Annotated in this window: 15 protein-coding genes and 1 pseudogene; 11 read left to right on the plus strand and 5 right to left on the minus strand. The window is 44.5% G+C overall.

What is annotated here, in order from left to right:
• The first annotated feature begins 5 nt into the window (after positions 1–5).
• Positions 6–1,535 (plus strand): DUF3336 domain-containing protein, encoded by a 1,530-nt coding sequence (locus KJ365_RS01435; RefSeq protein WP_214449828.1) that lies wholly within the window; start codon positions 6–8, stop codon positions 1,533–1,535.
• A 74-nt stretch (positions 1,536–1,609) separates the two neighbouring features.
• Here KJ365_RS01435 and KJ365_RS01440 read toward each other — a convergent pair whose 3' ends face one another.
• Complete coding sequence (locus KJ365_RS01440; RefSeq protein ID WP_502793477.1) at positions 1,610–2,785, minus strand: hydroxymethylglutaryl-CoA reductase; 1,176 nt, start codon at positions 2,783–2,785, stop codon at positions 1,610–1,612.
• A gap of 12 nt (positions 2,786–2,797) precedes the next feature.
• Positions 2,798–3,151, minus strand: a pseudogene (locus KJ365_RS17080) (hydroxymethylglutaryl-CoA reductase); the annotation flags it as partial.
• Positions 3,152–3,334: 183 nt separating this feature from the next.
• Between KJ365_RS17080 and KJ365_RS01445 the strand changes: the two are divergent.
• Positions 3,335–3,799: an SRPBCC family protein gene (locus KJ365_RS01445; RefSeq protein WP_214449830.1), complete on the plus strand. Its 465-nt coding sequence runs from the start codon at positions 3,335–3,337 to the stop codon at positions 3,797–3,799.
• Between the two features lie 36 nt (positions 3,800–3,835).
• Here the strand turns inward: KJ365_RS01445 and KJ365_RS01450 are convergent, their stop codons facing one another.
• Together KJ365_RS01450 and KJ365_RS01455 are read right to left on the minus strand one after the other, a co-directional pair.
• The gene (locus KJ365_RS01450; protein ID WP_214449831.1) at positions 3,836–4,978 is read right to left on the minus strand and encodes a TonB family protein; all 1,143 of its coding nucleotides are present in this window, start codon (positions 4,976–4,978) and stop codon (positions 3,836–3,838) included.
• Between the two features lie 127 nt (positions 4,979–5,105).
• Complete coding sequence (locus KJ365_RS01455; RefSeq protein ID WP_214449832.1) at positions 5,106–9,278, minus strand: S8 family serine peptidase; 4,173 nt, start codon at positions 9,276–9,278, stop codon at positions 5,106–5,108.
• Positions 9,279–9,598: 320 nt separating this feature from the next.
• Between KJ365_RS01455 and KJ365_RS01460 the strand changes: the two genes are divergently transcribed.
• The 9 genes from KJ365_RS01460 to KJ365_RS01500 all read left to right on the plus strand — a co-directional run bounded on the left by KJ365_RS01460 (position 9,599) and on the right by KJ365_RS01500 (position 20,693).
• On the plus strand, positions 9,599–10,786 hold the full coding sequence (locus KJ365_RS01460; RefSeq protein ID WP_214449833.1) for a thiamine pyrophosphate-dependent dehydrogenase E1 component subunit alpha: 1,188 nt from the start codon (positions 9,599–9,601) through the stop codon (positions 10,784–10,786).
• A complete protein-coding gene (locus KJ365_RS01465; RefSeq protein WP_214449834.1) occupies positions 10,786–11,763 on the plus strand; it encodes an alpha-ketoacid dehydrogenase subunit beta in 978 nt (325 codons plus the stop codon). Before KJ365_RS01460 ends, KJ365_RS01465 begins: the two co-directional genes overlap by 1 nt.
• 11 nt (positions 11,764–11,774) lie before the next feature.
• Positions 11,775–13,385: a dihydrolipoyllysine-residue acetyltransferase gene (locus KJ365_RS01470; RefSeq protein ID WP_214449835.1), complete on the plus strand. Its 1,611-nt coding sequence runs from the start codon at positions 11,775–11,777 to the stop codon at positions 13,383–13,385.
• Between the two features lie 109 nt (positions 13,386–13,494).
• Entirely contained in the window at positions 13,495–14,382 is an 888-nt protein-coding gene (locus KJ365_RS01475) for a 23S rRNA (adenine(2030)-N(6))-methyltransferase RlmJ (RefSeq protein ID WP_214449836.1), read from the plus strand.
• Between the two features lie 11 nt (positions 14,383–14,393).
• Positions 14,394–16,229: a serine/threonine protein kinase gene (locus tag KJ365_RS01480; protein WP_214449837.1), complete on the plus strand. Its 1,836-nt coding sequence runs from the start codon at positions 14,394–14,396 to the stop codon at positions 16,227–16,229.
• A 43-nt stretch (positions 16,230–16,272) separates the two neighbouring features.
• The gene (locus KJ365_RS01485) at positions 16,273–17,133 is read left to right on the plus strand and encodes an acyl-CoA thioesterase (RefSeq protein WP_214449838.1); all 861 of its coding nucleotides are present in this window, start codon (positions 16,273–16,275) and stop codon (positions 17,131–17,133) included.
• Between the two features lie 53 nt (positions 17,134–17,186).
• Positions 17,187–17,717 carry a gamma carbonic anhydrase family protein gene (locus KJ365_RS01490; RefSeq protein WP_214449839.1) on the plus strand — a complete coding sequence of 177 codons (531 nt, stop codon included), beginning with the start codon at positions 17,187–17,189 and terminating at the stop codon, positions 17,715–17,717.
• Between the two features lie 515 nt (positions 17,718–18,232).
• Positions 18,233–19,357 (plus strand): pyridoxal-phosphate-dependent aminotransferase family protein, encoded by a 1,125-nt coding sequence (locus KJ365_RS01495; RefSeq protein WP_214449840.1) that lies wholly within the window; start codon positions 18,233–18,235, stop codon positions 19,355–19,357.
• 106 nt (positions 19,358–19,463) lie between these two features.
• Positions 19,464–20,693 carry a spore maturation protein gene (locus KJ365_RS01500; RefSeq protein ID WP_214449841.1) on the plus strand — a complete coding sequence of 410 codons (1,230 nt, stop codon included), beginning with the start codon at positions 19,464–19,466 and terminating at the stop codon, positions 20,691–20,693.
• A 48-nt stretch (positions 20,694–20,741) separates the two neighbouring features.
• Here the strand turns inward: KJ365_RS01500 and KJ365_RS01505 are convergent, their stop codons facing one another.
• The gene (locus tag KJ365_RS01505) at positions 20,742–21,545 is read right to left on the minus strand and encodes a hypothetical protein (protein WP_214449842.1); all 804 of its coding nucleotides are present in this window, start codon (positions 21,543–21,545) and stop codon (positions 20,742–20,744) included.
• Between the last annotated feature and the right edge of the window lie 369 nt (positions 21,546–21,914).

Consider the following 21,914-nt stretch of genomic DNA (forward strand, 5'->3'; position numbering starts at 1 on the left):
TTTCTATGTTGTCGATACCTTCCAATCTCAGCCTGTATCGATTGGAACAAAAGATGCTGCGAGCTACGTCTTATTCCGAATGGAAGCAGGCAGCACTTGAACATGACAGCATTTCTGGTCTTGAGGCGTGGAAACATAAAGAGGAGTCGAATAGTTACGATTATGTCAATATTCGCGCAAGAATAGATGCCATCAGGGAGCTAAGAAAAGCAAAGGATGATATTGGATTGCTCTTTGCTTTAAACGAGGGGATTCATGGCAATCAGGGCGGCATGGGCAAACCGCAGCTTTACAAATTGGCGAAGTTTGGCACTAAACGCTTAATCGAAGAGTATGTTGCCGAAATAGTCGATGCACTGGAGCATATTTCGAACCTGCCCGAAAGTGCTGCAATTACCTATCCCGATAAACTGGACTTTTTTGACCGCGCTAAGCACTGTTTTGGTAGCTCAGCCTTAATGCTCAGCGGCGCTGGGTCAGTGGGATATTTTCACCTTGGCGTAATCAAGACTTTGTTTGAGCATCAGGCGCTACCGAGCGTAATTTCAGGCTCAAGTGCTGGCGCTATTTTTGCCGCGGTAGTTGGGACGCACGATGATGAAGAATTAAAGGTGCTACTCAATAGTGAGGAGCTACTAGAACCCCTGCAGTTCGACGCAGATGGCGAGACAAAGCGCCGAGGCCGAAAAAAGTTGGATCCTGACTCATTGAGATTGACGCTAGAGAGCGTCATTCCTGATATGACATTTCAGGAGGCTTATGAAAAAACAGGTAGGATGATAAGTGTGACCATCGCACCGGTTGAAGAGCACCAAACGTCCAGATTGATGAATGCCATTACCTCACCTAATGTGTATGTGCGAAGCGCTGTTATGGCCTCTTGCGCGGTACCCAGTATTTTTCCGCCGGTCATGCTAATGGCAAAAAATGTGTATGGTGAGAGCCAGCCGTATTTGCCGAATCGACGCTGGATAGACGGTGCGGTTACCGATGATTTGCCTGCAAAGCGCTTAGCCAGGCTTTATGGTGTCAACCACTATATCGTCAGCCAGGCAAACCCCCTAGCGCTGGCTATGCTCAAAGGCGAGGAGAAGATGCCCATTCCGCAAAGTGCGAAGAATATAATACGTCTTTCCTCACATGAACTGTTAAAGAGCAGTGAGCAGTTAAGTAGGCGTTATCTGCGAGGACTTCCAGATGTTGGGCGGGTGATCAAAATGTTTTACTCGGTGTTGGCCCAAGACTACAAAGGCGATATTAACATTTTGCCTAGCTTTACTTTTGTGAGCCCAGACAAACTGCTAGGGCAACTTAACTCAGACGAAATCAAAGAACTAGTGCTAGAAGGGGAGCGTGCCACTTGGCCTCAATTAGAGCAGATTAAAACCTGCTCCAGTATTGGTAAAAAATTGGAAGAGCTCATGGATCATCATACAGACCATGATATTAAACGTTTGTATAAAACCAAAAAACGTAAAACAGCGCGCTCAAAATCAACTAATCGCGCGTCTAAAACTCATGGAAACGCAAACTAAACACTTTTATGTGGATTTACCTTAGTTAGGTGTTTGCGTTTATTTATTAGCTGAACTCTCAGTATTGTAGGGCGTTAGTTGCGGCCAAGCTCTTCATGAGAGGTTACCCAATCTAACGATGAAATCGCCGATGCTAAGGATATTTCGCCCGCTAGCACCACAGAAGCCACAATTTCGGCAAACTTCAACGCTTTACCGAGTCCAAAACAATCTAACATTTCTAAACATTCTTTTTGTGTACCTAACCCCGTGCCACCGCCACAAGTTGCAATGATTAAAGATGGGATGGTTAATGAGAGGTACAAATCGCCATCGTCGGTGACTTCCGCATACAGAATACCAGCTGATGATTCGGCAACGTTCGCGACATCTTGACCGGTCGCAATAAACATTGCGGTAATGCCATTTGCAGAGTGAAGCCCAGTATTGTTAGCGCCTGCCAAAAACGCACCAACAGAGGCAACTCTTTGATGTTGTGCGACCTGTTTAGGCTCTACACGCATGACTTCAAGCAGGTCTTCACGCTTGATTGTCGCTTCGGCAATGACCTTTTTCCCTCGTGTGTTTAAAATATTGATGAAGGATGACTTTTTATCAGTAGCCATATTGGATTCAAGGAAGAAGTTTTTGATACCAGGATATTGTTCAATGATCCAGCCACAGGCAAAGTAAGTGGCGCGTCCAACCATATTCTGTCCGCCAGCATCACCGGTGGTAAAGTTAAACCGCAAAAAGGTGAACTTATTGGAATTATAAACTTCAATATTTCGTAATTTTACAAAAGGGTCGGTGGCTTGTGCAGTCGTTCTTATGTCATCAATATTGTCTTTTACCCATTGACCGAAGTCCCTGGCTTGTCTTGCGTCTTCAAAGACAAAAACAGGGGCACGCTGCATTACATCGTCTACTACCGTTGCTTTGACCCCACCGGATTTATTCAGTAACTTCATGCCTCTATTGTATGAGGCGACCAATGTACCTTCAGTGGTGGCTAAAGGAATGAGAAACTCGCCTTGTGCATGCTCGCCGTTTACATTAATCGGTCCTGCGATACCTACAGGAACTTGGGCCATGCCGCAAAAGTGTTCGATATTTCCCTGAAGAGAAGGTAAGTCAGCCTCTACCTTAAATAGTTTTTCTGGTGTTACACCACAAGTATCAGAAATGTATTTTTGGCGGGCCTCAATGGCATCAGGGTGGAAATCATTTTCTTTATCGCGTGGAATTTCTTCTACAGCCGCGCTATGCAACGATACCTTATCTTCCAGCGACAATTTAATATTACCAAATGGTTTTGCGGCAATACCTATTTCAATATTGACGCTTTGTGGCGATATATCAAAATCGCCATCAATAAAGACATTTAAGACTGCCCCTAGTGGAAATTCAAATCCTTTTGCTTGTTCTAATTCACTTAACCTAGCGGGTGCTCCTCTATTGAGCGCTACCTTAATATTGGATTTATCAATTGCTTGCTGATTAATACTTAAATGCAAAATTTCATTGAAATGGGCGCTACTGAGCCTATTTTTCAGGGAAAAGCTTAATCCGGTTTTTGCATGCTTTAAGCTGCCAAGGGTATAAAGCTGTTTCAACATTGATTCTGGAATAAACATAAGATGTGTGTCCAAGAGGAGACTGAATCTAATTATCTATTTTTTTCAACTTTCTATATTGATGAGGATCAATAAAAAAATTTCTTTTCAGTTCAAGATGATTTTAAACGAGAGACACTTAGGGTGCGCCGTCGCGTTTGTTAGCTAATTGAACGTTATTACCGTGTTATTTAAGGAGCTAAAATGACTATCAAAGTGAATATTGATTTAGAAAGAGCCTTTACGGTTGACGCCGATATAGACACGGTGTTTTTGTTATTGTCTGATGTGCCAGCCTCCGCCGCCTATTTTCCAAACGTACACAAACTCACGCCTCTGACAGAGAATGCCTATCGATGGGATATCGAAAAAGTAGCAGTAGGGCTTCACTCTATTCAAACAAGTTATGCATGTGAATATCACAGCGACCTAGCGACAAAAACCATCGTGTGGGAGCCGATAAAAGATGAAGGCAACGCCTTAGTCGCCGGCAAATGGGAACTAACAGAGCTCGATAAGGGCACCTCTATTGTATTTTCAACATCAGCGGTGTTGAGGTTAGCAATGCCAGGATTCCTCAGCATGGGGATTGCCCCTTTGGTGAAATTTGAGTTTACAGGCATGGTAGATACCTATCTGCAAAACTTAAAAGACGCTTGGGAACAGTAGCCAAAGAGGGGTTCTTGCAACTACCAAGCACTACTATCAAATGTTATCTAACTTGCCTTTTGGCTCTCTCTTTTGAAGAGTGAAATCTAGTTGAACCATCTGTTTCTCGGCGGTAACGGGTTTGCCATCGACAAACTTAGGAGCGTACCGCCATTTCTCCAATGCATTTAAGGCCTCTCTTTTAAACCCTGCGCCACCTTCATATTCTACAACAACTACATTCTCAACAAAGCCAAATGGGCTAATATCGAATTGCATTGTGACAGAACCATCTTTGCCCCTGCGCGCTTCATAGCTCGGATACTCAGGGTTCATTCGGTAAAGTGGAACAGGATCTAGTTCATCGTTCCAAGGCTTCATGCGCCCAATTGCTAAGCAATGTTCAGTGGCTGCCTCTGATTCACCTATCGACTCATAAAGGTCAACTAATTGTGCGTGGGAGGCCAACTCAAAAGGGTGGGTGTAGTTGAGGCTATTGTCAGTGACATTGACCACTTTTTCAAAATATTCAATGGCATCTTCTTCACGTTTGGTGGCTTTGAGTACTTGAGCATGAATAAATTGGGCTTCAATAAGCGTGTAGTTAGTAGCCGGCAATTCTGACTCGGCTCTTTCAATAATTTGAGATGACAACCTACCAAGCTTTCTTCCCGAATTGTTAAAAGCGCCGTTTTTTGCGATAGAAATTAATGTTCTTAAAGACGTCACTATAGACTCGATTGAATCAGCATTATCAAAATAGTGTTCTAGTAAGGGGAGTAAATCTGAAGATATTTTTTCTCTGTCTATAAAAATAAACAATTGGCGATTAGACAGCATATCAGTGAGCAAGAGCATATAGTCTTCGGTGTCCTTTTGCCCGGTTTTATCGTAAAGACCAATTGCTTTATCGTACCATTTCGAAGCTTCATCAAATTGTTTAGCGTTACGAAAATGATTGGCAGTAGATACAATAAGATTAATCGTATTTTGATGTTGTTCACCAAACGTCGTAGCGCTTAGATCAACGAGATCTTGTGCCATTAACGCAAGTTCTGACTCGTCAAGGTCTGATTGCACCGCAGCAACGTATGAGTGATATGCGGGGGTGAAGTTATCAGTATTGGCGTTGATTGAAAGCGAAAACAGAGCCAAGGAAGCAGCGAAAGTAACTATCAAGGCGTACGGTTTGATCATCATAGTCAGTTCCTTTGATAAACAATAACAATGCTAACAGGGTAAACTGGATGTTTTACTCACGCAATACTTCTGACTTATTTGCTCAATTCATTTAGACCATTAGAGAGCGTTACATTTGATTGCGCAATTACGCTCGATAGCGAGCTTTCTTGCGCCATAATGCGGTAAGCGCAATGAGTAATAAATACCCTACAGGCATACTGCCACCGCCACCTGAATCGCTTGCCACTGGTGCGGGTGTTAAATTCACGGTGACTGTTTGCGTGACGCTGTTGATACCGTCTGAAACAACCACCGTATAGGTAACAGATGTGCCTACGCTTGGTGTTCTTATTGTGCGGTTGCTGCCAGCTACCCCATCAATAGTGATGGTGAGTGGATCATTCTCAGCATCAGATGCACGCACTGAAATCGTGACATTTTGTCCTGCCGTAACGCTTGTTGGGGCCGTAACGCTCTCGATAACGGGTGGCTCATTATTAAGCACGTTTACAGAAAATACCGCAGAGGTAACATTGCCTCGCCCATCGCTCACCTGTACTTCATATGTCAAAGTGGTTGTCTCATCTACGGCAGGGGCTGTGAGTGTGCTCACACCATTACTTACCACTATTGGGCTTGCGGGCCCTTCGGTTTGGGTGTAGGTAAGTGCAAGCGTATCGTTATTTGGATCGGTTGCAGTAAGCGGGATTGTAATGCTTTGCGTTTCAAATACATTGAGCGTCGTTGTATCTTGGCCATTGAAAGATAAAGAGGGTGCACCTTCTACCTGAACGTTGGTAAAAGGAGGGGCAACTTGAATTTCACTATTATCAAGATTAACCACTTCGCTTTGCATATTAATAACAATAGGGCCTGGTGCACTGATTTGGTCAATCAGCATATTAAATCTAAGTGTATCTGTTATCGCGTCACCGGCATTTTTAGTAACTTGATAGCGAATGACGTTAGCGTCACTTTGCGCTGAAACGCCTGCGCTTTGATTTGAAAGTGTAGTGCCAGTGGGAGCTTGCACTTCAATTTCATAATCTCGGTTTTGGTTAGTTGGATTAGGCGCTACGATGACTTCGAGCGTTACGTTATCGCCAGAGGCGACTCGTGACGCAGGTCCGGCGAGCCTTACATCGTCGGTAGTACGCACAATATCTACCACAATCATGCCGAGATTGTTGACATCCCCAGAGCCAGTTCCCATGTCGATGGCACCGTAAAAATCATCGCTAAGTTGAGCATCATCTAGCTTGTAGAATATACGCAAATCAAAAGGGGTATCGGCCGATAGGCTAGTGGGGGCATCAACTGACAAAGAATCATCTTGATTGTCGGTGACGACCGCATAACGTAACTCAAAATTATCAGCACCTTGGGCGCTTGCAGAGAAACTTTGTACGATAATAAAGTAGTTACCAGCATCAGGGTTATTAATCGCAATTTCTTCGGTAGCGTCAAATGAAATGCTTTGCGCTAATTCCTCAAAGCCAGAAATAAAGCCATCACCATTTTCGTCATATACTAAAAACAAATCTAAATCGAAGGCGCTCGATGAGACAATTTCAGCCACTAAACGCTTAGCGTTTGCTGGCACTGTAACAGGGGTGACGACAACACCATCGCTCAAGTCATCCAAATAGTCTGTGGTATTTGAGTCTTGGGAAATGGTATCCGTCACCGTGGTCGCTTTTACAAGCGCATATGGCGTTAAGTTAAAACTGTTTAGCGTTATGGCGTCTATGTCATCTATTAGCAGGCTGTCTGCATCGCGTGTTGCACTTGTCTGTATCTGTGTGGGGATGTTGCCTAGCGATGAAAAAACACTAACAGGCAGCTTTAAGTCAGGTGAATTAGAAGCTTCAAGCACTACTTGACCGAAAACAAATTGGTTTTTAATGGCGTTGGTGCTGTCAATCGTTACTTCTACAGCTTGCGTTTGACCGGCTAAAATAGAAAAGCTTTGTGGACTAACAGATATGTCCAAACCGCTTGCAAAACCTTCACCTCTAACATCCCATACACCGTCTTTTGTTGCCGTAAATTCGCGGGTCCATGTGCAAACCGAAACGCACGCATTGTCGGTGATACTCGGTAAGTTTATGTCTCTTGGGTCTCCGCCTAGCGCTGGGTTAGCGGCCAAATAGTCGGCAACAGTTTCATCCATCACCAGTCCTGCTTGTGCGGCTTGGTCAACTTGAATGCGGCCTGAGCCCATATCAAAATAGTCTGCAGGTGTCGTCGCATCTTCTCTTAAAACATCTGTCGTGGCTGTTAATGCTAAAGCTGAACGAATGTTGTCTGGTGTCCAAGAAGGGTTCAGGGCCTTGAGCAGGGCACCTGCGCCTGCAACGTGTGGGCTAGACATGGAGGTGCCAGACAGATACGTGAAATCACCCGCTGAGGCAACGTGGCCATCATGTCCATATCGCTCATCGGCGTACGCAGAGTAAATCTCTACACCAGGAGCGGTTATAGTTGGGGTTAAGGTGCTGATTGTGGTGTTAGGGCCGCGCGAAGAGAAACTGCCTAATACATCAACACGGGCAATATCGATGTTTTGTGAGGCTTCACCTGCGGTAATTGTGCCACGATGGTTTGAGCCAGTCGCCAACCACTGCTTTAAGTTGTCGCCATCATCGGCGTTGATATGAATGCCTGGGATGACGTAAACGTCGTTAGCTAAAAATGTTTCCCCGCCTTGAATATTAGCCAGTATGTAGCCGCCAGCGCCGCCCGCTTGCACATTTATTGCTTTGTCGACGCGGGCGATTTCACCTCGGTCACATACTACAATTTGTCCGCTGAAGGTGTTTGCGGGAAAGGGTTGAAGGCATTGCGCTGAATCGTTTGTTGGGTCGTTTGGATTAGTAAAATCGCCTGCGTACACAATTGAAGCGGTTATTGCTCCGCTATCGCTCTGTCCGGTAATGGGGGAAGGTGGCGAGATGCCGCCACTTAAACCGGTAATTTGTTTTACGAACGCATTTTGTCGTCCGTGTTCGCTAGCACCTACCGCAGTATACCAAGGCGTGTGCTTGCTCGACGTCGAAGGGTTTGGACCGCTATTGCCTGCTGATGTTGCGACAAAAATACCCGCTTCAAGCGCAGATAAAAAGGCACGCTCGGTAATGTTATTCCAAGGGTTACCACCACCACTGATAGAAAAGTTAATAATGTCGACACCATCACGTATGGCGTCTTCAATACCTAAAATAATGGCAGAGCTGGGGCAATCAGCATAAGTTGCGTTGCGATCAGAGGTGCCAGGGAAACAGACTTGATAAGAAATGAGGTTTGCACGAGGTGCGACACCTGAAATTTGAGGAAAAGAAAACCCCGTTGGCGTGCCATCAGAGACAATTTCGCCGTCTGTCGGAAGGGTTTCGGTAACGTCAAGCAACACGTTTCCTACTGCAATTGCGGCCACATGAGTACCGTGTCCGCCGTAGTCTTCTCCATTTTGCGGCAGGTTAGGCGGAAAGACCTCGGTATCGGTATAGTTACTAGTAATAACCGAATAGCTGCGTATACCAATCAATTTATTGTTACACAGTTCTGGGAAGGCGTTTGCGCAATCGCCAATAAAATTGCCATCACCTAATGGATTGGTGTGTGTATAACCATCACCGCTAAGCTCGGCAAAAGAGGGGTGGTCTGTATTTACCCCCGAGTCGATTATGCCAACCACCACACCTTCTCCTTGAGTTTGCGAAATATTGCCAAGGCGGGCTTGCCAAATCTCAGGTGCGCCAATCAGAGTAGGACCTCTGTCAGTTTCAGTGCGATGCAGGGTTTCTCTGGTGATGGATTTTACTTTGGGGTTGTTTGTCAGCAGCACAGCTTGGTCTTGAGTCATTCTCAACACCATGCCATTTAACGCATATTGGTAATTCGCTAGCATCGCCTTGGTGCCAAGCAAATTTGCCGTCTCATTCAAGAAATCAGCTTGATACGCTTGTAAATACTCAAGATGTAGCTGCAAGTCTCGTGGCTTAGCCTCTAATCGCTTGTTCCCGCCTCGACGCTTTAGATAGCTTGCTAAGCTTGGGATGTCGGTAACTGCAGGTGCATTGAGCTCAACAATATAATTATGAGGGCCAGAACTGAGGTCTGCCTCGTATTGAAACATGTGAGTGCGCGGGGAGCGAAACTTTTCAGGATTAAATGTCTGTTTAACAATATTAGGGGAAATAGAGCCAACTGAGGCATCAGCGCTTTGCGTGTCTGCAAAGAGCGGTGAAGATGATTGTGCAAAAAGATATGCGCTAAAACAAAGCGATAAAGATGCACCTACTACTGTTATTTTCATGTAAAACCTCTTTTAGGATCGTTATCCCAATTTTATATACACAGCTCAGTGTTGCTTTTGAGCAACAATTATCACCACGAGACACCCTATAACAATACACTGCCGAGGAAGAACACACACCTGACAATTTTTTAATGAAATGTACGCATTACGAAACAAAAACGTTACAAATAGGATGAACCATCTAAATTTTGAATAAAATTGAAATTAATATTCCTATTATTTGAATCTGATTTACACAATTAGCAATGCTAAGAGAAGCAGTCTTAACTACTATATGTGCTACTAAATTTATCAATGTGTTAACTTTGGAATTAGCTATGCAAGATAGAAACCATCTTTCTAATGTGAAAATTACACACGAAACAAAGATCATCACTAATGGCCTGCTCGATATCCCGATGTTGCAGCTATTAGATGAGACCGGCAAAGTCACCGACAAATCACAAGTGCCGGACCTTAAAAAGCCGCTAGCAGAAAAAATTCTTAAATCGATGCACTACACGCGTTTGCTTGATGACCGCATGATCGGTGCCCAGCGTCAGGGCCGCATAAGCTTCTATCTTGCTAGCCGCGGAGAAGAAGCTGCGACGGTAGCCTCAGCCGCTGCCTTATCTGATAACGACATGATCATGTCTCAATACCGTGAGCAGGGGGCATTAGTATTTCGTGGTTATCAAACTAAGCAGTTTATGAACCAGATGTTTAGTAATCAAGAAGACCCTAACAAAGGTCGTCAAATGCCCATTCACTATGGCGATAAAGCGTTAAACTTTATGACCATATCGTCACCATTAGGCACGCAAATCCCTCAAGCAGCAGGTTATGCCTATGGGCAAAAGATGGCCAAGCAACCGGCAATTACCATCTGTTATTTCGGTGAAGGGGCCGCTTCAGAAGGCGATTTTCATGCAGGCCTTAACATGGCAGCAGTATTAAACTGTCCGTGCATATTCTTCTGCCGCAACAACGGTTACGCAATATCGACGCCGGCCGCTGAGCAGTTTGCAGGTGATGGCATTGCCTCTCGTGGTATTGGTTACGGCATCAAAACGATTCGTATTGATGGAAATGACGTGTTGGCGGTGTACCAAGCCACCAAGTTAGCCCGTGAAATTGCACTAAAAGAAACTTGCCCGGTATTGATTGAAGCAATGACCTATCGTCTATCTGCTCACAGTACCTCAGATGATCCAACTGGCTATCGTAGTAAAGAAGAAGAGGAACAGTGGGCCAAAAAAGACCCAATTGTGCGTTTTGAAGCATGGCTTACCAGCAAAAAATGGTTTGATGAAAAAGCCATTGAAGCCTTTAAAGACGAAACGCGTACAGAAATTCTTAATGCTCTCAAAGTGGCTGAAAAAGTACACGTCAATCCAATTGAAGACATTGTAGAAGACGTATACGACACACCACCATGGCACTTACAAAAGCAACTTAAAGAGTTAAAAGCACACGTGGAAAAATATCCCGAGCACTATCCTAAGACTTCAGGGAGGGATGCATAATGGCTCAAATGAACTTACTACAAGCAATTAATAATGCGCTCATCACTGCGATGGATGAAAATGAGCGTGTGATGGTATTTGGTGAAGATGTTGGGCACTTTGGTGGCGTTTTTAGAGCAACATCTAATCTACAGCAAAAATACGGTAAGGCCCGTTGTTTTAATACGCCACTTACTGAGCAGGGCATTATTGGTTTTGCGAATGGCTTGGCCGCGCAAGGCTCTGTGCCGGTTGCTGAAATCCAGTTTGGCGATTATATCTTTCCGGCCTTCGACCAAATCGTTAACGAAACCGCCAAATGGCGTTATCGTTCAGGCGGGCAGTTTAGCTGCGGCACATTGACCATAAGAACCCCATACGGCGGTGGTATTGCGGGTGGTCTTTATCATTCTCAATCGCCAGAAGCATTTTTTGCCCACATCCCAGGTATGAAAATTGTTATTCCTCGCAACCCTCGCCAAGCTAAAGGCTTGTTGTTGGCCTCTATTCGCGATGACAACCCTGTATTGTTTATGGAGCCTAAAAAGCTATATCGAGCCTCTGTTGGGGACGTTCCACAAGAAGATTATACATTACCACTGGGTAAAGCTGACTTGGTTAAGAGCGGCACTGACATTACGCTACTTGGCTGGGGTGCACAGGTTGAGATCCTTGAAAAAGCGGCTGAAATGGCAGAAGCAGACGGTATTTCATGTGAAATTCTTGATTTGCAGAGCATTTTGCCATGGGATGCAGAGGGTGTATTTGAATCTGTATATAAAACTGGCCGCTTGTTAATTAACCACGAAGCGCCAATGACCGGTGGCTTTGCCAGTGAAATTGCCGCTACGGTGCAACAAGAGTGCTTCTTGTATCTAGAAGCGCCTATCGCCCGTGTGTGTGGTCTAGATACGCCATTTCCTCTGGCACACGAAAAAGAATATATGCCTGACCACTTAAAGACATACGAAGCCATCAAACGCACCATGGATTATTAGGAGAAAGCGCAATGAAAGATTTTATCCTACCTGATATTGGTGAAGGCATTGTTGAATGCGAGCTACTTAAATGGTTGGTTGCTGAAGGCGACGTCATTAAAGAAGACCAACCGGTCGCAGAAGTGATGACAGACAAAGCAACCGTTGAGATCCCAGCCATGCATGATGGCGTGATTAAAACCCTGTATTACAAAGAAGGCGATATAGCCAAAGTGCACGCGCCTTTGTTTGCTATGGAAGAGGCGGGCGAAGCAGTCGTTGAAGTACAACAGCCTGCACCAACACAAGTGGCATCTAACAATACCCGCGTTGAGTCTTTTGTACTTCCGGATATTGGTGAAGGCATTGTTGAGTGCGAAATAGTAAAGTGGAGCATAAGCGAAGGTGACGTGGTCGTTGAAGACCAAGTGGTGGTCGAAGTCATGACCGATAAAGCGGTTGTTGAAATCCCAGCGAAACATGCAGGCACTATCTTAAAGCTGCATTATCAGCAAGGGGATATTGCTAAAGTACACTCCGTTTTGTTTGACCAAGAGATTGCTTCAGATGCGTCGGATGCAGCTCAGTCTTCAGGCGCGGCTGTGAACCATGCAGCAAGCCAAAGTGCATCATCAGTTGCTGTTAATACGACTGATAATATTACGCGTAACCACTCTAAGCCAATGGATTCAGTCACCTATAAGCAAGGTGAGAACTTTGAAGCGCCCATTGTTTCTGAGCGACCGATTGCCAGCCCTGCGGTTAGACGACTTGCTAGAGAGCGCGGTATTGACTTAAAAACTGTGAAAGGAAGTGGTAAAAAAGGGCGTATCGTTAAGCAAGACTTAAGCGCATTGCCAGAGCAGTTAGCAACTAACGCGCCAGCCAAAGGCAATGAAACTGCCTCTAATGCATCGCCAGTATTTGCACAACAAGGTAGCGATCGAGTAGAGTCTATCAAAGGTATTCGCGCTGCAATGGCCAAGCAAATGATGGCAAGCGTTAGCACCATCCCGCACTTTACGGTGAGCGATGAGTTGTGCATGGATAATCTAATAGCACTTCGTAGTAGCCTTAAAGGCGATTTTGAAAAACAAGGTATTAAACTCAGCTTTATGCCGTTTTTCATTAAGGCGCTATCACTGGCGTTAAATGCCTTCCCAGTTATCAACAGCAGATTAAACGACGATGCTACTGAGTTGACCTATCTGCAGTCACATAACATTGGTATGGCGGTAGATTCAAAAATTGGTTTGTTGGTGCCTAACATCAAAAATGTAGAGCAAAAATCACTGCGTGAAGTCGCGCTCGACGTCAATCGTATTGTTGATAGCGCACGCGAAGGTAAACTGTCGAATGCTGATTTATCGGGTGGTACAATCAGTATCTCCAATATCGGCGCAATTGGCGGTATAACGGCGACTCCGGTCATAAACAAACCTGATGTGGCGATAGTTGCACTAGGCAAGACCCAGAAGCTTCCGCGGTTTGCCGACGACGGCAGCGTATTTGCGCAAAATATTATGATGGTGAATTGGTCGGGTGATCACCGCGTGATTGATGGCGCGACAATGGTGAAATTTAACAACCTTTGGATGGACTATCTTACCCATCCTCATAAAATGTTGGTAGACTTGCGTTAAGGGTTAACCTGATCCGAAGCAGTATGCAACATATGCGAAAGCAATACTGGGTTAATCATACCTAGTATTGCTTTTTTGCTTTTGGGCTTAATTTAAATGGATATCATCTTTGCTGAGCTATCAACATGCCTTTCACGCCGGAAATCATGCCGATGTTTTAAAACATCTGGTATTGGTCGGAATTTTAAAATGCTTAAAGAAAAAAGATAAACCTTACTTTGTGCTTGATACTCATGCCGGAGAAGGGCGTTACGATTTAGCGCAAGCCCCAGAGAATGCAGATGAGACGGCGTTTTCGCGCTTACTCCAAGGAGAATTTGATCCAGACTCGATTGTTCATGATTACCTTTCGTTGCTTAAGCCCTTACAATCGCAAAATATTTATCCAGGCTCACCGACGCTGATTGCACAGTACTCAAGGGCGACAGACACGCTACACTTTAACGAAGTCGCGGCAAAAATGTCGGCACGCTTAAAACAAAATATGCGCGGTTTCAACGTACACAGCCATCAGCGTGACGCGTTTGAGGTGCTCAATGCCTTACTGCCGCCCACACCAAAACGCGGACTGGTGCTAATCGACCCGCCGTACGAACAAAGCAGTGAATACGATAGCGTTGCTAAAGCTATGCAACAGGCACTTCATAAATGGCCTAGCGGTGTGTATGCGATTTGGTATCCGCTGTTGTCACCACAGCGTATCAATCGCAAGAGCGCAGAGGTAGAAAACAGCCCCAAAGCGCATTTAAGTGAAAAAATGATTGAGGCGATTGCTCAAAGCAATCGAGTCAATTGTAACGGCGGTATGCTTGATATTCAGTTTGCGGTGAGTGCACCGTCAACACAGATTGGTATGTTTGGAAGCGGTGTTTGTATTGTCAATCCGCCCTACATGCTGGCGACCGAGTTAGAAAAAGTTCTGGAAACACTGGGCAGATACGTGAAGTGTGATGATAATACCTTGTCGAGCGTGCAGTGGCGCGTGGCGGCAAAATAAAGAGCCCTGAAATGGATGAATTAGCCTTAAAACACTTCTACATTCCTGATGACCAGTCGGTTTATTTGCTGTCTCATAAAGACGCGAAAAAGCTAAAAAACTGGTTTAAGCTATGTGAATCGCAACTTCGTAAGCTCGGTTATACCGATATTGAGCTGATAGGTAAGGGCGCATTTGGCTTTGCATTTAGCGGCATCTCTCAACAGGGTGAGGCTCACGTATTCAAATTTTCTAAGGTCACCTTGCCTCAGCATATACAAGATAGGCTAGAAGAAGAGGCCTACATGTTAGGTCGGGTCAAACATGCACTTGTGCCACAATTAATTGAGTTTCAAAAGATAAAGCGCCAGTCTATTTTAGTGATGGAACGTGGCCCTGGTGATGATTTAGAACAATACTCTTTGCAACATGGCCCGCTTCCTGTCCCTGAAGTTGTGGCGATTTTGGTTCAGGTATGTGAAATTTTGGTGTACTTGCGCCAACACAAAGAAAACGGCAGTGCCAAGCCCATTGTGCATGGTGACGTGAAGCCCTCAAACCTTGTGTGGGACGAGACAACACAAACGGTCTCGTTAATTGATTGGGGCTCTTGCGTATTTGCTCAAATTGACCAACATCGCCAATATGTGGCGGGCAATGTAATGGATTTGATGTCGGGTGACCTACAACAAACAAATGCCCGCTTAGGAGACGTATACTTCATTGGTGATGAGCAGCTAAATGGTGCACTTTCCTCGCCACGGTTCGATGAACAAGGGCTGGCAAGCACCATATACGCCCTTGCGTCTGGGCAGTCGTCTCGTTTTGGTCGAAAGGTCATTACGCCTCTAAGTTTAGGTTTGCCTAAAGCACTTGCACAATGTTTACAAGCAATGATGAGTGATGATGTCACTGAGCGCGACAGAGGTGGGGATTGGTTACTCAATAACTATCAGCATTTCAAACGAATGGTGTTTGCGCCCCCTAAAGCAGACGAAAAAATATGCATGCTCCCCACATGGATAAGTGGCACAAAAAAAGACATTGAAACCGTTGTTTATAGCTCAAGAAAGTCATTTTTACGTCAGCAGTCGGGTATCAACCCTGAGCACCTTCATTATTTGAATGATGCTCAGTTTGAGCGCTACTACAAAAATTATCTGCAGGGTATGGGAGAGACAGAAAAGGCCTTTATTTCGTCGGTGAGTCGTCTTGGTAAATATCCGGTAGTGGGTGGGCTGGCGGTGCGCTGGGAAGCTGATGGCATCTATGTGGATTCAAGCCTAAAACTATACGATCCATCGTTACAAGTCTCGTTTGATAGATCGGTAGACAACATGATTACCCTCGCACGAGCTATCAACCGTACAGGTATTTTCAAAAGCTGTATGTTTAATGCAAAGAACACCCTGCATTTTGAGCGAAATGACGAACGAAAACCCTTTACCGCTCCCTCATCAGTCGAGATCCCTTATGAGTTAAGCCGCGTCTCTATTGAAAAGAACGAAAGTCGTATGCACTCTTATTTTGAAGATGGTGACGACCCCGATGAATTACTTAAGTTGCCTGAGCGCTTGTTAGATTGCCTTAAACAGCTCAACAGTATTCACCATACCGGTTGTATTATCTTTGAGGCCTTGCCAAAGCACTTAAAAATTCATAATTATTATACTTTGCTCGACCATACACGCGAGCAGGAGTTTACTGAGCTGCTTAGGCAAATCATTCAGCAAATTTCCGATATAAACGGCTTGGGCATATCAGGATTTATGAAACTACCTTATAAAGATACCCGTACATTTGCTTATCAAGGTGCATTAGCGCATGAGTTTTATCCTAGAAACCCATATCAAGATGAACAAAATTAGTTCCTCAGCGTATAGTAATCAACGACATTAGGAGACACGTGCATTGTCAGACGTACGTTTAGCACATTTATTTGACTTAGAATCATTAGAGCTTGGTTTGTACCGAGGTGATTCTTGGGATTTGGGTTTTCGAGCCTTATATGGTGGGCAGGTACTTGGTCAGTCTGTGATGGCAGCTTACAAAACGGTGCCTGAAGACCGTGTTATCCATTCTTTTCATTCGTATTTTTTGTTACCCGGCGATGCTAGTAAGCCTGTGCTCTATGATGTAGAGAACGTGCGCGACGGCAGAAGTTTTTCTACTCGTCGCGTAAAGGCGATTCAGAATGGGCGCAATATTTTTTATATGACAGCGTCTTTTCAAATTCCAGAAGAAGGCTTGTCGCATCAATTTGCCAACATGCCCCAAGCGCCTGATCCTAAGACTGTCTCGCAAGACATTCGTTATTACGACGATAATTTTGAAAAACTCCCTGGCCGCATGAAACAAGCATTAGGCTATCATCGGCCTGTAGATATTAGAACTATTGGTTGCGCGCATACATTTGACGCGGTAAAGCGCGATCCGCGCCGCACGATTTGGTTAAAAGGTAGGGATCCGATAGATGATGGTATTGCGGTGAACCAAGCATGTCTCGCTTATGCGTCTGACTATCACTTTTTATCCACAGCACTGCAAGCTCATGGTTTGGCTGCACAAGATAAGTCACTAAGAATGGCCACCATTGACCATGCGATGTGGTTTCATCAGCCTTTTAAGTTTGACGATTGGTTGTTATATGAAATGGAAAGCCCGTTTAGCGGCAACAGCAGGGCCATGGTGCAGGGCAAAATATACAACAAAGAAGGCGTGTTGGTGGCCAGTTCCATTCAAGAAGGGTTGGTCAGACAAATTAAGCAATAGGAGTGACGCTATGCTTGTTAATATTGCTCCTTTAAATGAATAAAGAGAAAATAATGCTGTATAAACTCGGTCAAGATAATGTTGATGCGCATCCTAGCGCTTATATTGCACCTGGCGCACATGTTATGGGTAAAGTGAAACTGCGAGCAGGTGCAAGTATATGGTTCAACGCAGTATTGCGCGGGGACTGTGATCTTATTGAAGTCGGCGAGGGCAGTAATATTCAAGATTTGTCGGTACTGCACACCGACTTTGATATCCCCCTCGTGATTGGCAAGGGTGTGACGGTTGGTCATAAAGTCATGTTGCATGGTTGTACAATTGGCGATTATTCCTTGATTGGTATTAATTCAGTGATTTTAAATGGCGCTAAAATTGGTAAGTACTGCGTAATAGGCGCAAACAGCCTTGTGACCGAGAATATGGTCATTCCAGATAATTCGTTAGTCATGGGGTCGCCTGCAAAAATCGTCAAGACGATACCGGCTTCACAGCAAGATAAATTAGAAGCCTCGGCCGTGCATTATCAGAAGAATGCACAGCGGTTTGCGAAAGATTTACAAATCATGGAGGAGGGGAAATAACAAAATTCTCGTCCCCCATAAATAAAAAAGGCCCGGAACAAACGTTCCAGGCTTAGGGGAATGGCTCATTGCTGAGCCTTGCGCTAACTTTAACAACGGTAAGATTATAGAGTCCCGCTTAAGACTCTAACGACGATCATCCGTAAATCACATCCATGATTAGGGAGAAGCGTATAAATCGTGATACGGTCTAACACTATAGCGCATTCAAATACAAGAAATAAATAACTTTTTGTAAATATTCATAAAAATTTAATGATTAAGCCTTGAGAAGTATTCAAGTTTTTCAAAAAAATAGATGAATAACAATTAGCTAGCTTGTAAGCTATCCACAGGTTTTACCAGTTAGTTCACCATCTATCCACATAGATATCCACAGCAATTTATTGAAGTCTTAAATGATTTTCATTGATACTGTTTATGTCGAACATAGCTTCATATATCTTTGATTTATAGTACCCTTAGGCCTTCAAATTCTTGCATGCTTATGCTCAGTTAACCATTAGGAAGCTTTTATGTCGCAACTTTCTTCTTTTATCCCGCAAAAACGAACCTTAATGGGGCCTGGACCGTCGGATGTAAGCCAACGTGTATTAGATGCACTTGCGCGTCCGACACTTGGGCATTTAGATCCCGCATTTATCGGTTTGATGGATGAGACCAAGACCTTATTGCAAGAAGTATTTTGTACCCAAAACTCACTCACAATGCCTTTGTCTGCGCCCGGTTCAGCAGGAATGGAGGCAATGTTTGTCAATTTATTGGAGCCCGGTGATAAAGTGATTGTTTGCGTCAATGGTGTGTTTGGTGGGCGCATGAAGGAAAACGCTATTCGGGTGGGGGCACGAGTCGTTACCATTGAAGACCCATGGGGTGAGCAAACCAAACCTGAAAAACTTGAAAAAGCCCTCAAGGACAATCCCGATACTAAAGCGGTTGCGTTTGTCCATGCCGAGACCTCTACCGGCGTGCGCAATGATGCCAAGACCCTCTGTGCTATCGCTAAGTCATTTAATTGTTTAACCATTGTTGATGCAGTGACTTCTTTAGCCGGTATAGAGCTAAGAGTCGACGACTGGAATATTGATGCTATTTATTCTGGCACCCAAAAGTGCCTTTCGTGTGTCCCTGGCCTTGCACCAATTTCATTTAGCGATACCGCGGTTGAGGTCATTAAAAGCCGAAAAACACTGGTGCAAAGCTGGTTTTTAGATATGAATTTAGTGGTTGGCTATTGGGGTGAAGGGCAAAAGCGTGCTTATCACCATACAGCGCCAGTAAACAGCGTATATGCATTGCATGAGAGTTTATTAGCGGTACATGAAGAAGGTTTAGAAAACAGCTGGGCACGACATGCCAGAGTGCATCAATCGCTCAAAAGTGGGCTTGAAGAGTTGGGCCTTAAAATGGCAGTAGATGAGGCGTATCGCTTACCTCAGCTCAATTCCGTATTGATTCCAGAAGGTGTAGACGATGCCCAAATTCGCTCGACCTTACTCAATGAGTTTAATTTAGAGATTGGCGCAGGTTTAGGTGCATTAGCTTCAAAGGTATGGCGTATTGGACTGATGGGAACGGGCTGTACTGAGGAAAACGTAGAGTATTGCGTAAGCGCATTGCGCAGTGCATTAAATCGCTAATCGCATATTAGGTAAGCAAGCGATATTAGCCAACCTTGCGAAAACAAGCCTTTATGACATAGACTTATACCTCATACCAAAAGAATAAAAATAATATTGAGACGTTATGCTCCATAAGATCTGGCTTGGCTTTATTTTAAGCGCCTTCGCTGCAACGTGTTACAACGTGTTTGTCACGGGTAACCTAGGCTCTTTTCAAGAGGTCATGCAGGCAGTCAACACCATGGCAAGGACCAGTGTCGATATTGCGATTGGCTTAATCGGTCTACTCGCCTTTTGGTTGGGCATTTTTAAAGTGGCAGAAAACTCAGGGCTCATCACCAAGTTTTCTCGCCTGTTGGCCCCGTTACTTTGCCGTCTTATGCCCGATATTCCCCGTGACCATCCAGCGCTAGGCAGCATCACCATGAATATGTCGGCCAATGTACTGGGCTTAGATAACGCTGCAACGCCTTTTGGCATAAAGGCTATGCAAGATATGCAAACCCTTGCGCCTGTCAAAGACACCTTAAGCGACTCGCAAATTCTATTTTTAGTGCTTAACACTTCTGCGGTAACCTTGTTTCCTATTGCGGTATTTTTGTATCGAGCGGAGCAGGGCGCTGCTCAGCCTACCGATGTATTTATTCCGATCTTATTAGCCACTAGCTGCTCTACCTTAGTGGGACTGTTTGTGACCTGTGCAGTGCAGCGAGTGAACCTCTTCAATCGTGTTGTGATCACGTATTTAGTAGGCATCTTTAGCTTACTTGCCACGGTGATTTTGTACTTCTCACGCCTAGCCTCTGAGCAGCTTGCTGAGCAATCTAGCGTGATTGCTAACTTTGCATTGTTCTTATTTATTGTGGTGGTTTTGGTCGCTGGCTGGCGCAAAAAACAAAATACCTATGAGCAGTTTGTTGAAGGGGCGAAACAGGGTTTTGAGGTGGCTATAAGCATTATTCCTTATCTCGTTGCGATGTTGTTTGCTATTGGTATGCTGCGTGCGTCGGGCGTGATGGAGCTTGTAACAGGTGGCATTGCATCAGTTGTTGCACTCGTTGGGCTTGACACTATGTTTGTCGATGCACTGCCAACGGCGCTGATGAAGCCGCTCAGTGGCTCGGGTGCGCGGGCTCTCATGATTGAAACCATGCAGTTTCATGGTGCTGATTCCTTTGCTGGACGCTTAGCATCGGTTATGCAGGGCTCGACCGAAACGACGTTTTATGTACTAGCGGTGTACTTAGGTGCGGTGGGTATCAAACATAGCCGGTATGCAGTAGGATGTTGCTTGGCTGCCGACCTTGCAGGTATTACAGCCGCAATTTTTGTTAGCTACTGGTTTTTTGCTTAACCAGCGTAATTTCGTTAATCATAATTAAGCTGTGCATGCTGGTGGGCGCTAAAGCGATTTGATGTCCCTGAAGTTGACAATATTAGGCACGTTCTTTGTTTTGGACTTTTCTAGCGCCTTATTGGCCAGCGAAAATATGCTAGATATGTCAATTCCAATGTTGCCCGCTACGCTGATATAACCAATGTTTACGTCAAGACTGAGCTTTAGAGCGTGTTGCTCGATACTGTTTGCAGACTTAAGCGGCGCGTTTAAATCTTGAGTGTGCCGACACACAATAAATTTACCATCGTCGCATTGTCCGATGATATCAGTAGTGTGATTGAAGACCTTTTTTATGACGTTTGATATGTCCTCACGACGCCTTTCATTGAGGCTATTCGGTAACAGCGGCTCGCCCGATTGCATCTCACAATAATCAATAAGCATCAGCGTTAAATGATTATCAGTAGATTTTAATGAGTTTATTTTAAGCAATAAGTTGTCGGCATAAGAAAGTACCGCATCTTGCGAATACAATTCATAAGTATCCTCGTGGCTGCGCTGATCTTTCAGTTGAATAGTCAGTTTTGAGTTAATGTCGGAGTACATCTTAGCAAAAGCAAACGATAATAAGGTTACCAGAAATAGCCATAAGGTCCGCGGAAAATGTTCCTGTGGATTGCTTATGTTAATAATGAATTCTGGAAGATAGGGGTGCAGTGCTGACACTGATATAATATATGTTAATAATACAGCGGTTAATAATGCACTACTTGTTGTATTGAGCATTAGGCACATCATAATGGGCAACAAAGGCAGAATAACAACAAAACGGCTATTAATTCCCCCAGAGAAGGCAATTAGCGACATAACCACGCACATTATGGATATTATAAAAATGCGTCCATTGTGTTTTAAGCTGGGAAATCTCGCAATAATTGCAGCCACACACACCAGTAATACGCAATTAAATGCTGCCACATATGTGAGTGCTATTGGCTGATTGCCAAAAACACGCATCATCAGAAAACCGCCGAAGCCTATAACAGCCGTGACGATTGCTGTTTTTCTTATTAAGTTTTGATTCGTATGCAATAGGCACCTAAGTTACTTAAACGTCAGACTTAGTTATAAGAAGGGTATCGGCAAATAGTTATTTTTTGTTATACAAATCTGCAAAGTGCGGATAGGCTGATAGTACCAGCACAGCAAATGAAAATTTATTCAAGGCAGAGGTGG

The sequence above is a fragment of the Glaciecola sp. XM2 genome, from assembly GCF_018595715.1.
Taxonomy (GTDB): Bacteria; Pseudomonadota; Gammaproteobacteria; order Enterobacterales; family Alteromonadaceae; genus Glaciecola.